Annotated in this window: 15 protein-coding genes; 9 read left to right on the top strand and 6 right to left on the bottom strand. The window is 64.6% G+C overall.

The annotated features are described in order from the left end of the window. The 6 genes from trkA to MK313_RS12250 form a co-directional block, all read left to right on the top strand. On the top strand, window positions 1-823 hold an 823-nt coding region (gene trkA, locus MK313_RS12275; RefSeq protein WP_287781852.1), incomplete at its 5' end, for a Trk system potassium transporter TrkA. A 46-nt stretch (window positions 824-869) separates the two neighbouring features. Then, window positions 870-1,736, top strand: a complete 867-nt coding sequence (locus tag MK313_RS12270; RefSeq protein ID WP_287781851.1) for a D-amino-acid transaminase — start codon at window positions 870-872, stop codon at window positions 1,734-1,736. Further along, window positions 1,733-2,410 (top strand): HAD family hydrolase, encoded by a 678-nt coding sequence (locus MK313_RS12265; RefSeq protein ID WP_287781850.1) that lies wholly within the window; start codon window positions 1,733-1,735, stop codon window positions 2,408-2,410. The genes MK313_RS12270 and MK313_RS12265 overlap by 4 nt, the downstream gene beginning before the upstream one ends. A gap of 150 nt (window positions 2,411-2,560) precedes the next feature. Next, window positions 2,561-2,815 (top strand): RNA chaperone Hfq, encoded by a 255-nt coding sequence (hfq, locus tag MK313_RS12260; protein WP_008943571.1) that lies wholly within the window; start codon window positions 2,561-2,563, stop codon window positions 2,813-2,815. 23 nt (window positions 2,816-2,838) lie between these two features. Next, a complete protein-coding gene (gene hflX / locus MK313_RS12255) occupies window positions 2,839-4,185 on the top strand; it encodes a GTPase HflX (RefSeq protein WP_287781849.1) in 1,347 nt (448 codons plus the stop codon). A gap of 14 nt (window positions 4,186-4,199) precedes the next feature. Further along, window positions 4,200-5,027: an inositol monophosphatase family protein gene (locus tag MK313_RS12250; protein WP_287781848.1), complete on the top strand. Its 828-nt coding sequence runs from the start codon at window positions 4,200-4,202 to the stop codon at window positions 5,025-5,027. 11 nt (window positions 5,028-5,038) lie between these two features. On the opposite strand, the gene MK313_RS12245 is transcribed toward MK313_RS12250, so the two are convergent. Further along, window positions 5,039-5,467, bottom strand: a complete 429-nt coding sequence (locus MK313_RS12245; protein ID WP_287781847.1) for a hypothetical protein — start codon at window positions 5,465-5,467, stop codon at window positions 5,039-5,041. Window positions 5,468-5,493: 26 nt separating this feature from the next. After that, the gene (locus tag MK313_RS12240) at window positions 5,494-6,138 is read right to left on the bottom strand and encodes a DsbA family oxidoreductase (RefSeq protein WP_008943567.1); all 645 of its coding nucleotides are present in this window, start codon (window positions 6,136-6,138) and stop codon (window positions 5,494-5,496) included. A gap of 134 nt (window positions 6,139-6,272) precedes the next feature. Between MK313_RS12240 and MK313_RS12235 the strand changes: the two genes are divergently transcribed. The 3 genes from MK313_RS12235 (at window position 6,273) to MK313_RS12225 (ending at window position 8,542) form a co-directional block, all read left to right on the top strand. Further along, window positions 6,273-7,916, top strand: coding sequence for an acyl-CoA synthetase (locus MK313_RS12235; RefSeq protein ID WP_287781846.1), 1,644 nt, complete (start codon window positions 6,273-6,275; stop codon window positions 7,914-7,916). Between the two features lie 69 nt (window positions 7,917-7,985). Continuing rightward, entirely contained in the window at window positions 7,986-8,309 is a 324-nt protein-coding gene (locus MK313_RS12230; protein WP_008943565.1) for an NIPSNAP family protein, read from the top strand. A gap of 104 nt (window positions 8,310-8,413) precedes the next feature. Then, complete coding sequence (locus tag MK313_RS12225; protein ID WP_272943347.1) at window positions 8,414-8,542, top strand: hypothetical protein; 129 nt, start codon at window positions 8,414-8,416, stop codon at window positions 8,540-8,542. Between the two features lie 6 nt (window positions 8,543-8,548). Here MK313_RS12225 and MK313_RS12220 read toward each other — a convergent pair whose 3' ends face one another. From MK313_RS12220 to MK313_RS12205, 4 genes are all read right to left on the bottom strand, one after another. Further along, window positions 8,549-9,127 (bottom strand): hypothetical protein, encoded by a 579-nt coding sequence (locus tag MK313_RS12220; RefSeq protein ID WP_287781845.1) that lies wholly within the window; start codon window positions 9,125-9,127, stop codon window positions 8,549-8,551. Beyond that, the gene (locus MK313_RS12215; protein ID WP_287781844.1) at window positions 9,120-9,650 is read right to left on the bottom strand and encodes a hypothetical protein; all 531 of its coding nucleotides are present in this window, start codon (window positions 9,648-9,650) and stop codon (window positions 9,120-9,122) included. Before MK313_RS12215 ends, MK313_RS12220 begins: the two co-directional genes overlap by 8 nt. Window positions 9,651-9,818: 168 nt before the next feature. Further along, a complete protein-coding gene (locus MK313_RS12210; protein WP_287781843.1) occupies window positions 9,819-10,616 on the bottom strand; it encodes an FAD binding domain-containing protein in 798 nt (265 codons plus the stop codon). A gap of 36 nt (window positions 10,617-10,652) precedes the next feature. Next, a partial coding sequence (locus tag MK313_RS12205; protein ID WP_287781842.1) for a xanthine dehydrogenase family protein molybdopterin-binding subunit occupies window positions 10,653-12,701 on the bottom strand: 2,049 nt, incomplete at its 5' end.

The raw sequence follows: 12,701 nt of genomic DNA, 5'->3' as shown, positions 1-12,701 counted from the left end.
GGTCGTCGCGATCATCCGGAACGACAAGGTGATCGTGCCGTCCAGCGAGGACCAGATGCTGGCCGGGGACGAGGTCTATTTCGTCTGCGACACCGCCCACCTGGCCCGCGCCATGGATGCCTTCGGCCATCAGGAGCCGGAAGCGCGCCGGATCATCATCGTCGGCGCCGGCAATATCGGGCTGACCCTGGCGCAGAGCATCGAGGAAAATCAGTCCGCTGTCAGCGTGAAGCTGATCGAGGTGTCGCCCGAGCGCGCCAAGCGGGCGGCGGGCCAGCTGGCCAAGACCATGGTGCTGGCCGGCAGTGCGCTGGACCCGGAAATCCTCGAAGAGGCGAATATCCGCAGCACGGAAACCTTCGTCGCGGTCTCCAACGATGACGAGGTGAACATCATCAGCGCGCTGCTGGCCAAGCGTTATGGCTGCGAGCGCGCGGTGACGCTGATCAACAACCAGCCCTATGGCCCGCTGGTCACGGCGCTGGGCGTGGATGCGGTGGTGAATCCGCGCTCCATCACGGTTTCGACCATCCTGCAGCATATCCGGCGCGGCCGTATCCGCGCTGTCCACTCACTGCGCGAAGGGGTGGGCGAGGTGATCGAGGCGGAGGCGCTGGAGACCTCCACAATGGTCGGTGTGCCACTGCGCGAGGCGAAGCTGCCGAACGGTGTCATCGTCGGCGCGATCCTGCGCGATGATGAACTGGTCGTGCCGCGCGGCGACACGCGCATCCAGGCCAAGGACAGGATCATCCTTTTTGCTGCCAGCAATGCAGTAAAGAAGGTGGAGAAGCTGTTCTCGGTTCGGCTAGAGTATTTCTGAGGCGTCTGACGCCCTTCCATTTCCGTTGCGTCGCTAGAGGTTGCGCATGTCCCGTATCGCTTACGTCAATGGCCGCTATGTCCCGCATGGGGATGCCGCCGTCCATATCGAGGATCGCGGCTATCAGTTCGCCGATGGCGTCTATGAGGTGGTCACCGTGGTGAACGGGCGGCTGGTGGACGAGGACCCGCACCTTGACCGGCTGTGGCGCTCGCTGGGCGAACTGCGCATCGATGTGCCGATGTCGCGCGCCTCGATGAAGGCGGTGACGCGGGAGATCATCCGCCGCAACCGGCTGAAGACCGGCCTGGTCTATATGCAGGTGACGCGTGGCGTTGCCCGCCGTGACCATCCTTTTCCGAAGCCGGGCACGCCGCCGGCCATGGTCATGACCGTGAAGCATATGCGCCTGCCGAGCCGGGCGAAGATCGAGGAAGGCGTGAAGGTCATCTCGATCAAGGATATCCGCTGGGAACGCTGCGATATCAAGACGGTAGGTCTGCTTCCTAACATCCTGGGCAAGCAGCAGGCGCGCGAGGCCGGGGCCACCGAGGCCTGGCAGGTCGATGAGGACGGCATGGTGACCGAGGGCACCTCGACTAATGCCTGGATCATCACCAAGGAGGGGGAACTGGTCACGCGGCCGGCCACCAACGACATTCTGAACGGCATCACCCGGCTGCGCATCCTGAAGATTGCCGAGGCGCATGGCGTGAAGTTCGTCGAGCGGCCCTTCAGCCTGGATGAGGCGTTGCAGGCCCGTGAGGCCTTCATCTCCAGCGCCACCAGCTTCGTCACGCCGGTGACGCAGATCAACGACACGGTCATTGGCAATGGCCGGGCCGGCACGCTGTCGCTCAGCCTGCGCGACTGGTACGACGAATTCATGGCCGGCCTGAAGGAGAGTGCGTGAGCGCCCTGGCGGCACTGGACTGTCCGGCGCGGCCGCGCGCCGTCCTCTTCGACTGGGACCATACGCTGGTCGATAACTGGGATGCGATCCGGGCCGCGCTGAACTTCACGCTGGTCAGCTTCGGCCAGCAAGCCTGGACCGTCGAGGAGACGCGTGCCCGGGTGAAAGCCTCGTTGCGCGATTCCTTCCCGCTGCTGTTTGGCGACCGGTGGGAGGAGGCGCGGACGCTTTTTCTCGACCATTTTGCCGAGAATCACCTCGCGGTGCTGAAACCGCTGCCGGGGGCGGCCGATCTGCTGGCGCATCTGGCGGCCGAAGGCGTCTATATGGGCATCGTCTCCAACAAGCGCGGCCCGACCCTGCGGCTGGAGACGGCGCATCTTGGCTGGGACCGCTATTTCGGACGGATCATCGGCGCGGAGGATGCCCCCGAGGACAAGCCATCGCCGATCCCGGTGTCGATGGCCCTGGAGGGCAGCGGCATCGCGCCGGGTGCGGATGTCTGGTTCGTCGGCGATACCTCCATCGATATGGAGTGTGCACATAATGCGGGCTGCGTGCCGGTGCTGGTCCGTGACCCGCTGCCCGACGATCCTGCGCTGAAGCTGCACCCGCCGGCCTGGCATGCGCCGCATTGCGGACAACTGACCGACTGGCTGCGGGCCGGACTCTGACGGATCACCCTGCCGCTTTCCGAAAACGGCATTGAATCCATTGAGTCGAAGCCCAATTTCATTTATCGGTAGGTATTTCGCATGTGCGAAAAGACCGGGGCGACAAGAGCCGCAATCGGGCTCCAACAAATTAACAGACGGAAAGCAACGATGTCTGATAAGAATCAAAACGTTCAGGACGTATTCCTCAACAATATCCGCAAGCAGAAGACGCCGGTGACCATCTTCCTGATCAATGGCGTGAAGCTGCAGGGGATCGTAACCTGGTTCGACAATTTCTCGGTTCTGCTGCGCCGTGATGCGCATTCGCAGCTTGTCTACAAGCATGCGATCTCGACCATCATGCCGGCCCAGCCGATCCAGCTGTTCGACGGGGCGAAGGAAGGCGCTGACACTGACGATTGATGTCACGGACGCCGGCCAACGGAATGGGTGATTCGTCCCACGAAAGAAATCAGGGGATTGCCACGCAGGCTTCCTCCACGCGTGCCCTGATCCTGCATCTCGATCTGCTCTCCGCCGCCGACAAGAGCGGCGGAGACGTCCGTGCGCCCGAAGCGCGGCTGGAGGAGGCGTGCGGACTTGCGCTCGCCATCGATCTCGACATCGTCCATGCGGAAGTCGTGCGGGTCTCCCGCGCAACGCCGGCGACGCTGATGGGCAGCGGGCAGGTCGAACGCTTCGCCGATGTCATCGACGCGATGGAGATCGAGGTGGCGGTGATCGATACCGCCCTGTCGCCGGTGCAGCAGCGCAATCTGGAACGGTCCCTGAAATGCAAGGTGATCGACCGCACGGCGCTGATCCTGGAAATCTTCGGTGCCCGCGCCCGCACGCATGAAGGCCGGCTACAGGTAGAACTGGCGGCGCTGACCTACCAGCGCAGCCGGCTGGTACGGTCCTGGACCCACCTTGAGCGCCAGCGCGGTGGTGCCGGCTTCATGGGCGGCCCGGGCGAAAGCCAGATCGAGCTGGACCGCCGCATCATTGACGACAAGATCGTGAAGCTGAAGCGCCAGCTGGATGAAGTGAAGCGCACCCGCGAGCTGCATCGCAGCGCCCGGCGCAAGGTGCCGTATCCCATCGTGGCGCTGGTCGGCTACACCAACGCCGGCAAGTCCACGCTGTTCAACCGGATGACGCGTTCGGCTGTCTTCGCCAAGGATCTGCTGTTCGCGACGCTGGACCCGACCATGCGGCGGCTCTCCCTGCCATCGGGCCGGCAAATCATCCTGTCCGATACGGTGGGCTTCATCTCTGACCTGCCGACCCAGCTTGTCGCCGCTTTCCGCGCGACGCTGGAGGAGGTCCTGGAAGCCGATATCATCTTGCATGTGCGCGATGTCGCCCATCCCGACAGCACGGCGCAGCGCGCCGATGTCGAGGCGGTGCTGGCCGATCTCGGCATTGCGCCGGAGGAAAGCGCCACGCCAATCATCGAGGTGCTCAACAAGGTCGATCTGCTGCCGGAGGAGGAGCGCGCCCAGGTGCTGAACCTCGCGGCGCGCGATCCGGACAAGGTGGCCGTCTCCGCCCTGGAAGGCAGCGGCACCGATGAGCTGCTCGCCCTGCTCGACCAGCGGCTGAACGCCAGACGGGAACTGCTGCGTGTGGATGTCGATCTGTCGGACGGCGCCACCCTGGCTTGGCTGTACCGCCATGGCGAGGTGCTGGAGCGTGAGGATGACGAGGAGCATTCGCACCTGCTGGTAGGCCTCGATCCGGCCGACCGGGCGCGGTTTGAGCGCCGCCAGGCCGGCCAGCCCCTTTCCTGAAACCGGATGCCGGCATGAGTCTCGATCCCGACCGCGTCTCCGCCCTGCTGCGCGAAACCGCCGAACTGAAGATCCTGCCGCGCTTCCGCGCGCTGGGCGAGGGCGATGCGCATGAGAAGGGGCCAGGCGACCTCGTCACCATCGCCGACCTTGAATCGGAAAAACACCTGACACCGGCCCTGAAGCGCCTGCTGCCCGGCTCCGAGGTGGTGGGCGAGGAAGCGGCTTCCTCAAATTCGGCTGTTCTGGACCTGCTGAAGGGCGACAGCCCGGTCTGGATCATCGATCCGGTGGACGGGACCGCCAATTTCGCCGACGGGTCGGAGATGTTCGCCGTCATCGTTGCGCTGGTGCAGGGCGGCGAGGTGCTGGCCGGCTGGATCTACGACCCGATCCGCGACCGCATGGCGGTGGCCGAGGCGGGCGAGGGCGCCTATCTGGACGACAAGCGCATGCGGGTGTCGCAGCCTGTGCCGCTGTCCGAGATGCTGGGCATCATCAGCCTGAAATTCGTCCCGACCGAGGAACGGCCCGTCCTGCGCGCCCGCGCCCAGGAACTGCGGCGTTTCTTCTCGCTGGGCTGCGCCGGCCAGGAATATCTGCAGCTGGCGGAAGGGCGGACGCATTTTTCCGTCTATCGCCGGATCATGCCCTGGGACCATGCGGCGGGCTGGCTGATCCACAAGGAGTCCGGCGGCGTTGGTGCCTTCGCGGACGATACGCCCTATGACCCGACCATCCACCAGGGACGGCTGATCATGGCGCCGGATGGCGACAGCTGGCGCGCGCTGCGCGACCTGCTGTTCCCTGATCCTGCCGACCGGGTTGAGCGCAAAGCCTGAAGAATTGGGCGCTAAGCCTTCAGATCAATTATTTTCTTGTTGGCTGGCGCGATAACCGCCGGCTGTTCCCGGCGCAAGGGGGCGGCAGACCGGGCCGGCACATCGATGATCGGCGGTGCTGCTGGCGGAGTTGGCTCTTCAGCTGGTGCGGGGGCGGAAGGTGTTTCTGCCGCACCCAGCTTTTCTAGGGTCAGGCTGTCGTCGGCGCTGTCCGGCAGCGCGGTGCCGAGATAATTCAGCGCGAAACGGCGGCGGTCCTCTTCCTCTTCAAACAGCACAGTGAGAGACAGCGCCTGCACGCGCTTCCCGCCATGATCGCGCGCCGCCATGAAGCCGCCGAAGCGAATACTCCACTTGCCCTTGCTGTTCGCTGCCAGCCAGGTTTCGGCATAATCGAGCGAGCGGCGATGCGGGACCGGATAACGCAGCATGTAGCGCATGGCCGGCGGCCTTTCTTTAGCCGCCATCAGGCGGCGGGTGTGCCTTCTTCCTGCAAGGCAAGGTCGAACATCGGGAACAGCGCCTCCGGCTCCTGCGCGCCGGACAGGCCGTATTTGCCGTTCAGCACGAAGCAGGGCACGCCATTGATGCCGATCCGGTTGGCGGTGGTGCATTCGGCCTCGACTTCGGCCTTGTGCTCGATGCCGTCCAGGAAAGGCCGCAGCTCGGCGGCGGGCAGCCCCTGCGCGGTGCCGATCTCGAACAGCACCTCCTTGTCGCCGATATCCTGGCCTTCCAGGAAATAGGCCTGGAACAGCGCCTCGGTCACCGGTTCCTGCAGCTGGCTGTCATAGGCATAGCGGATCAGCCGGTGCGCATCGACCGTGTTGGGGGTGCGCTTGATTTTCTCGAAATCGAACGGAATGTTCTCGCTGCTGCCGACCCGGCGGATGGTGTCGTAGATCTGCCGGGCACGCATCTCGCTGCCGAACTTGGCCTCGACATAGGCCTGCCGGTCCATGCCTTCCTTCGGCATGCCGGGGTTCAGCTGGAAGGCCCGCCATCTGATTTCCAGCCCCGGCATCGGCCGCAGCTGCAGGGCGCGTTCCAGCCGGCGCTTGCCGATGAAGCACCACGGGCAGATCACGTCGGAGAAGATATCGAGGCGCATGGCTGTTCCTTTCCCGCCCGGTTTGCTGCGAAACCAGCATGCAGCTTGACGGGCGTCAGCAGGGATTCGAGCATGAGGCATAACAAACGGCAACCCGTCAACCGGGTGCCTTCATCACAAGAACGGGAGGGGACGTGTCCAACGCTGGGAATCTGGGCGCCTATGGGCGCGATCTGGATCGCTGTTCCGCCAATCATGTGGCCTTGAGCCCGCTGTCTTTCCTGGAGCGTTCTGCGCTCGTCTATCCCGACAAGATCGCCGTGATTCATGGCAAATCCAGCTATAGTTACCGTGATTTGCGCGCGCGCTGCGGCTATCTGGCGGCGGCGCTGGCGGCGCGTGGCATCGGGGCGGGCGATACGGTCTCCATCCTGGCGCCGAATATTCCGCCGCTGCTGGAGGCGCATTACGGCATCCCCATGCTGGGCGCGGTGCTGAACGCGATCAATACAAGGCTCGATGCCGACACCATCGCCTTTATCCTGCAGCATGGGGAGTCGAAGGCGCTGATTGCCGACCGGGAATTTGCCGGCGTGGTCGGGCCGGCGCTCAAGAAGCTGGGGCGGGACATCCTGCTGGTGGAGATCGACGATCCGGAAGCGGGCGGGGCGGGGAGTCCCCTGGGTGGTATCGACTATGAGGATTTCCTGGCGGAAGGTGGCTCAGGCCATGTCTGTGCGCCGCCCGCCGCTGAATGGCACCCCATCGCGCTGAATTACACTTCGGGCCCCACCGGCAATCCCAAGGGCGTGGTCTATTCCCATCGTGGCGCCTATCTGAACGCCATCGGCCAGGTGCTGGCCTTCGGGCTGGGGCCGCAGACCCGCTATCTCTGGACCCTGCCGATGTTCCACTGCAATGGCTGGACCTATACTTGGGCGGTCACGGCGGTCGGCGGCACCCATGTCTGCCTGCGCCGCGTCGATCCGGCGCTGATCTTTCCGGCAATCCGCGACCGTACAGTGAGCCATATGTGTGGCGCGCCCATTGTGCTGAACATGATGATCCATGCGCCGGACGACCAGAAACTCGCCTTTGACCATGTGGTGGAGGTGGCGACGGGCGGTGCGGCCCCGCCCTCGGCGGTGATCGAGAAGATGGAGGCAATGGGCTTCCGCGTCACTCATCTCTATGGGCTGACGGAAACCTACGGACCGTCCACCGTCTGCGCCTGGCAGGAGGACTGGGCCGATCTGGAACTGGAGAAGCGCTCGGGCAAGATGGCGCGGCAGGGCGTGCATTACCCGACGCTGCAGGGCATGCGCGTCGTTGATCTGGAAACCCGGCGGGACGTGCCGGCCGATGGCAAGACCATCGGTGAGGTGCTGTTCCGCGGCAATACGGTGATGATGGGCTACCTGAAAAACCGCAAAGCCACGGACGAGGCCTTCGCCGGCGGCTGGTACCACAGCGGCGACCTCGCCGTGCTGCATCCCGATGGCTATATGGAAGTGAAGGACCGCGCCAAGGATATCATCATCTCCGGCGGCGAGAACATCTCTTCGCTGGAGGTGGAGGAGGCGCTGTTCCGCCACCCCTCGATCATGGAGGCAGCGGTGGTGGCCCGGCCGGACGAGAAATGGGGCGAGAGCCCCTGCGCCTTCGTCACGCTGAAGCCCGGTGCGCCAACCCTCTCGGAGGAGCAGGTGATCGACTGGTGCCGGCACAAGCTGGCCCGTTTCAAGGTGCCGCGCACGGTGGTGTTCGGGCCGCTGCCCAAGACCTCGACAGGCAAGATCCAGAAATTCGTGCTGCGTCAGCAGGCGGAGGGTCTGTAGCCGGCTTGACCGGCGCGCCCTGGCGTGCCGAGATGTCCTATCCCTTTACCAATTCTGGATAACACGACCATGATCATCGATCACCGCACCTATGACATCAAGCCGGGCTGCCTGCCGAAATTCCTGCAGCTCTATGGCACTGAAGGCTTCCCCGTGCAGCTGAAGCATCTGGGCCAGCCCTTCGGCTACTTCACTGTGACGGATATCGGCCCGCTGAATCAGGTCATCCATATGTGGAAGTACGAGTCGCTGGCCGACCGTGAGGCGAAGCGCGGCGCGTTGCAGGCCGACCCGGCCTGGCAGGCCTACCTCGCCAAGAGTGCCGAAGCGGGCTATGTCGCCCGTCAGGAGAACAAGATTCTGAAGGCAGCGCCGTTCTTTGACCTGAAATAAGAAGCAAAAACAAACGACTAACAATGTTCATGTTTTGTTCTTGACGAAGGAGCAGAACATGCGGCACTCTTCCCGCCAGTAATGATCTAGCGAGGGAGAGTGTCATGTCGGAACAGACTCTGAATGCGATGGACCGGGTGCTCAGCAGCGTTGCCGTGTTCGGCAGCTTCGCCCTGCTGATGGTGGTCATGACCTATGGCTGGCTGACCGCCTTCCGCGTCATGGCGAGCTGACCCGCCTCAATGCAGGTGGGGCGAGGCCGGGTGGATGAAGGGCAGGATATTGCCCGCATCCGGACGTCCTGATGCGGCACGCCCTGTTCGTATGATGTCGGTGCCTTTCGGCGGCAGCTGAATGCCGGCGCGCAGCAGGCAATCGGCCAGCAGCAGGGCCGGCAGCTCGAACAGGCGGATGGTGGCCGGAGTCAGGATCGGCTTGGCCAGCCGGCCGAAAGCATCCTCCCGGTCCATATGGCGGCGTAACCGGCGCTGCTGGCACAGCGAGACGAGATCGAGCAGGAGCTGCTCATCTTCGGTAACGCCGGGACAGCGCGGGCAATTCACAGCGACCTGCCGGCTGGAGCCGCCGGCCAGAATGCTCATCATGCCTTCCAGCGGATCGATGGCATCCAGCGCATAGGCCAGCGCGAAACCTTCCATCAGCGTCTCGCGCGTCTGTACCGGCGGCCAGTTTTGCCGCAACCCGGCAACCCAGACCCGGATGCCCCAGAGCAACAGTTTCCGGCCATTGTCGAGCGCGGCGAAGGAGTCCCCACCCTCATGCGGATTATTCAGGTGCGTTTCGCATCCGTTATCCATGATGGACCTCATGCTGGGCGGCGGTGCCTAGGGGGAAATGCAGGCCGGCCCCGGCCAGCTCCAGCGCGAGATCGCGCCCCAGCCGGGCAGCGACGGCGGCGGCGGCAGGGCGCAGGAAGGAGCGGCAGAGCAGGGCAGGCGCGAATTGCTCTCCCGCCTGGCTGTAGCGCAACAGGTCAAGCAGCCGGGCCTCGTCGTCGCTGACCGGACGGCTGCAGGCGGGCCAGAGACGGATCGGGCGGATGGCGCCATGCGCCAGCGACAGCATGAACAGCTCCAGGCTGCGCAGCGCATCGGGCCGGTGCAGCCGACGGAACGCGCCTTCCAGCGCATACTCCACAGGTTGCCCGCGCCGGCCATCGACCCAGAGCCGCATCGCCCACAGGGAGAATTGCTCCGCGAAGGGCATGGCCAGCCGGTCATGCTGGCAGTCGCGGAGATCGACCGGGGCGAGGGCTCTCTCACGCGCGTTGGGCTTGGCCTTCACGGTCACCATGGTTTTTTCCGGTTCCACGCCTGTCATGTTCTCGTCCCGCCCGACTTGCTATGCAAGTGATAGTCATTCTTATTTAAGGCGAGATTATGGTCAAGACCGTTGGTGGGATGCCTTCATTCGGGGCCTGTCCAGCACACAAAAGAAAACGCCCTCCGCTGGGGGAGGGCGTTGGTCGCTAGTCGCTTGTGAGGAGGGTCAGCCGGCGGCCTGAACCGCGCGCTTTGCCATAACGCCGATCAGATGCGCCCGATATTCCGGGCTGCCATGGATGTCGCCATTCAGCCCGTCAGCGGACACGGCAACACCCTCCAGCGCAGAGGCCGAGAAATTGGCGGACAGGGCACTCTCGAAATCGCCCACCCGGAACACGCCGCCTTCGCCAGCGCCGGTCACCGCGACGCGCACGCCGCCGCCGGTCCTGGCGACGAACACGCCGACCAGGGCATAGCGGCTGGCCGGCTGGGCGAATTTGGCATAGGCCGCCTTCTCCGGGATCGGGAAGGCGACCTTGGTGACGATCTCGTCTTCTGCCAGCGCGGTCGAGAACATGCCGTCGAAGAAATCCTCGGCGGCGAGCTGCCGCTTGTTGGTGTGCACCGTGGCCCCCAGCGCCATCAGCGCTGCCGGATAGTCGGCCGCGGGATCATTGTTGGAGATTGAGCCGCCCAGCGTGCCGCGGTTGCGCACCTGCGGGTCGCCGATACCGTGCGCCAGGCTGGCCAGCGCCGGGATCTTCGCCTTCACCTCGGCCGAGTCGGCGACGGCAGCATGCGGCGTCATCGCGCCGATCACCACGCTGTTGCCCTCGACCTTGATGCCCTTCAGCTCGGCGATGCCGGACAGGTCGATCACCTTGGTCGGCTGCGCCAGGCGCTGCTTCAGCGTCGGGATCAGGGTCTGCCCGCCGGCCATCAGCTTCACCTCGTCGCCGGAGGAGAGCGCCTTCAGCGCCTCGTCGAGCGAGGAGGGGCGGGTATAGTCGAAATTGTACATGATGACGTCCTCGTCTGGATCGGGTCTGAACGCGGTCTATTCGGCTGCCAGCGGCGGGCGGGCGGAGCGGATCGCCTGCCACACCTTGGCGGGCGTGGCCGGCATGGAGATATCGGTGATGCCAAGCGGGCTCAGCGCATCGATCACCGCATTGATGACGGCCGGCGGCGAGCCGATGGCGCCCACCTCGCCGCAGCCCTTCACCCCCAGCGGGTTGTCGGGTGCGGGCACATTGTGCGTGTCGAGGGTGAAGTTCGGCAGATTATCGGCACGCGGCATGGTGTAGTCCATGTAGGAGCCGGTCAGCAACTGGCCCTGCTCGTCATAGACGCAATTCTCCAGCAACGCCTGGCCGATGCCCTGGGCGAGGCCGCCATGCACCTGGCCCTCGACAATCATCGGGTTGATGACCTTGCCGAAATCGTCTACCGCGACGAAGTTCACCACCTCGGTCACGCCGGTATCGGGGTCGATCTCGACCTCGCACAGATGCGCGCCGCCGGGATAGGAGAAGTTCAGCGGGTCGAAGAAGGCAGTCTCCTCCAGCCCCGGCTCCAGCTCGGTGATCGGGTAGTTGTGCGGCACATAGGCAGCCAGCGAGATTTCGCCGAACGCCTTCTTGCGGTCGGTACCGGCCACCTTGAACTCGCCATTCTCGAAGACGATGTCGGCTTCGGCGGCTTCCAGCAGATGGGCTGCGATCTTCTTCGCCTTGGTGATCACCTTCTCCAGCGCCTTGTCGATGGCCACGCCGCCGACCGCCAGAGAGCGCGAGCCATAGGTGCCCATGCCGAACGGAATCTTCGCCGTGTCGCCATGCACCACATCGACATTCTCGATGGGGATGCCCAGCCGGTCTGACACCAGCTGCGCGAAGGTCGTCTCATGCCCTTGGCCGTGGCTGTGCGTGCCGGTAAAGACGGTCACGCTGCCGGTGGGATGCACGCGCACCTGGCCGCACTCATAGAGGCCGGCGCGCGCGCCAAGCGAGCCGACGACCGCAGACGGAGCGATGCCGCAGGCCTCGACATAGGTGGAGAAGCCGATGCCGCGGTACTTGCCGCGTGAGGCGGCTTCCTTGCGGCGCGCCTCGAAGCCGGCATAGTCGGCCAGCTTCAGCGCCTTTTCCATGCAGCCGCCGGGATCGCCCGAATCGTACATCAGGGCAACCGGTGTCTGGTAGGGGAACTGCTCGCGCTTGATGAAGTTGCGCCGGCGCAGCTCCGCCTGGTCCAGCCCCATCTCGCGCGCGGCCTGGCTGACGATGCGCTCCAGCAGGTAGGTCGCCTCCGGCCGGCCGGCACCGCGATAGGCATCCACCGGCACGGTGTGGGTGAATACCGCCTTCACATTGGCGAAGATCTTCGGCGTGGTGTACACGCCGGCCAGCAGCGTGGCGTAGAGATAGGTCGGCACGCAGGGCGCGAAGGTGGAGAGGTAGGCGCCCATATTGGCGATGGTCTCGACCTTCAGCGCCAGGAATTTGCCATCCTTGTCCATCGCCAGATGCGCGGTCGTGACATGGTCACGGCCATGCGCGTCGGTCATGAAGCTTTCCGACCGCTCGGCGGTCCATTTGATCGGCCGATTCACCTTGGCCGAGGCCCAGGTGACAATCGCCTCCTCGGCATAATGGTAGATTTTCGAGCCGAAGCCGCCGCCGACATCCGGCGCCACGACGCGCAGCCGGTGCTCCGGGATCTGTAGTACGAAGGCGCCCATCAGCAGGCGGATGACATGCGGGTTCTGGCTGGTGGTGTAGAGCGTGTAGTCGCCGGTCGAGCGGTCATATTCGCCGACCGCCGCGCGCGGCTCCATCGCGTTCGGCACCAGCCGGTTGTTCACCAGCTCGATCTTGGTCACATGGTGCGCGCCCTTGAGGGCAGCGTCGATCTCCGCCTCGTCGCCCAGCACCCAGTCATAGCAGAGATTGCCCGGCGCCTCGTCCCAGACCTGCGGCGCGCCGCTTTCCAGCGCCTTCTTCGGGTTGGCGATGGCCGACAGCGGTTCGTAATCGACCTCGATCAGCTCGGCGGCGTCCTTGGCCTGGGATCGGCTCTCGGCGATCACCACGGCAACCTGGTC

The organism is Oceanibaculum sp., from assembly GCF_022449305.1.
Classification (GTDB): domain Bacteria; phylum Pseudomonadota; class Alphaproteobacteria; order Oceanibaculales; family Oceanibaculaceae; genus Oceanibaculum; species Oceanibaculum indicum.
Note: the sequence above shows the minus strand (reverse complement) of the source record. Positions and strands in the feature narration are given on the sequence as shown.

Coding starts and splice junctions, on each gene's coding strand:
- MK313_RS12270 (WP_287781851.1), top strand. CDS start 870: ATGTCCCGTATCGCTTACGTCAATGGCCGCTATGTCCCGCATGGGGAT.
- hfq (WP_008943571.1), top strand. CDS start 2,561: ATGTCTGATAAGAATCAAAACGTTCAGGACGTATTCCTCAACAATATC.
- hflX (WP_287781849.1), top strand. CDS start 2,839: ATGGGTGATTCGTCCCACGAAAGAAATCAGGGGATTGCCACGCAGGCT.
- MK313_RS12250 (WP_287781848.1), top strand. CDS start 4,200: ATGAGTCTCGATCCCGACCGCGTCTCCGCCCTGCTGCGCGAAACCGCC.
- MK313_RS12245 (WP_287781847.1), bottom strand. CDS start 5,467: ATGCGCTACATGCTGCGTTATCCGGTCCCGCATCGCCGCTCGCTCGAT.
- MK313_RS12240 (WP_008943567.1), bottom strand. CDS start 6,138: ATGCGCCTCGATATCTTCTCCGACGTGATCTGCCCGTGGTGCTTCATC.
- MK313_RS12230 (WP_008943565.1), top strand. CDS start 7,986: ATGATCATCGATCACCGCACCTATGACATCAAGCCGGGCTGCCTGCCG.
- MK313_RS12225 (WP_272943347.1), top strand. CDS start 8,414: ATGTCGGAACAGACTCTGAATGCGATGGACCGGGTGCTCAGCAGCGTT.
- MK313_RS12220 (WP_287781845.1), bottom strand. CDS start 9,127: ATGGATAACGGATGCGAAACGCACCTGAATAATCCGCATGAGGGTGGG.
- MK313_RS12215 (WP_287781844.1), bottom strand. CDS start 9,650: ATGACAGGCGTGGAACCGGAAAAAACCATGGTGACCGTGAAGGCCAAG.
- MK313_RS12210 (WP_287781843.1), bottom strand. CDS start 10,616: ATGTACAATTTCGACTATACCCGCCCCTCCTCGCTCGACGAGGCGCTG.